Annotated in this window: 1 protein-coding gene and 1 pseudogene; both read right to left on the reverse strand. The window is 63.0% G+C overall.

What is annotated here, in order from left to right:
• Positions 1-125: 125 nt before the first annotated feature.
• Positions 126-416, reverse strand: a pseudogene (locus FS320_RS43645) (transposase); the annotation flags it as partial.
• A 280-nt stretch (positions 417-696) separates the two neighbouring features.
• Complete coding sequence (locus FS320_RS43650) at positions 697-924, reverse strand: hypothetical protein (RefSeq protein WP_152718685.1); 228 nt, start codon at positions 922-924, stop codon at positions 697-699.
• Positions 925-1253: the final 329 nt, after the last annotated feature.

A 1253-nucleotide genomic window follows, 5' to 3' on the forward strand; every position in this document is an offset into this window, starting at 1 on the left:
GCCGCGGACTGGAAACGGCCGCCGCGCGAATGGCTCGAGGCCAAGACCCAGTTCGCCGTCGTCTTCGGTGAGCGGTTCGTCAGTCAGTGACGAAAACAGGCCGCCGCACAAAATATCCGGCAGTCCCGCCCTTGGCCGCCATGCTTCTCACGCTGCCATTCGCCAGCGCCGAACACCTTCAGGCCAGTCGAGTCGATCACCCCGTTCGCCGTCTCGATCGCAATCGCGGAGTATTGCTGCGGTCGGCCACGACGGCCGCTGTGGGGTGGCTTCCACGCGGCCATCGCCCCGGGTGTCACCCACACGGTCAAATCACCGCGCCGACGCAGCGCCGCATCATACTCCCGCCAATTCTGCACGCGATAGCAGGCCTTTTGGATTTCGTGGCGGCGCTTTTCATTGACCTTGTAGGGCATGCGGCTCTCAGCTTTAGCGGATCGCCTTTCATACCTCACTGCGGGTCCGCCTCGTCACTCCAGACGGACTTATGCACCAACATCGGCGCAGGGCCTTCTGAGACAGGGGCTTACTGGAACCACCGGGCGGCGAGGTCATGCCGGGATTGAATCATGAATGCCCGATCAGAGGAATCTGGAGGGTTCTGTGAGGTCCGGTCGCGACGGAACGTGTGAAGGCCCTCATCCGGAAGGACCTCATTGAAGCCGGATTGAGCGAAGCCGCGAGACGGGGATGGCGCTATGGGGATTGTAGGCTGGTTGGTGAGGTGAGTTGCTCGACGAGGGCCGGACGGACGGCATTTGGAACGCGATCCGTGTGCCTGATGGTGCCGACGGCGACGGCTCGGTGCCGATGATCGCGTTGAATACGGCCGGCCCGGTCACCGTAGAGCACCCGGATCTTTCCCGCTCCGGGACGCGGTGCAAACAGATGCAGGCCGGCGCGCATGGCAGTCGGCTCGGTCATTGCCATGCTGCAAGCGGTTGATCCTCTCATGAACTGTCGCTCCAGAAGGGACGGCGAGGCACCTCCCCACATCGACAGATGCCGAACGTGACCATCTGTCGGCCGCACCAGGAGCACCGGCTGGCCGGAGTTGCGGCAGGCCGATCATGCGTGGTGTCGGCGGCGCTCTCTTGCGCCGTGATGGTCAGCAGTCTGCGACACCTGTCAAGCGACACCCAGATTTACGAGATAAGGCGACATCCAGTTTTACGAAGCCTCAGGCGCGAGCGCGCTGGAGAGCCTCCTCAAGATCCCGTAGGCGATAGCTGCGCCCTTTGATGTTGAGGACA

This window comes from Microvirga tunisiensis, from assembly GCF_009296175.1.
GTDB lineage: Bacteria > Pseudomonadota > Alphaproteobacteria > Rhizobiales > Beijerinckiaceae > Microvirga > Microvirga tunisiensis.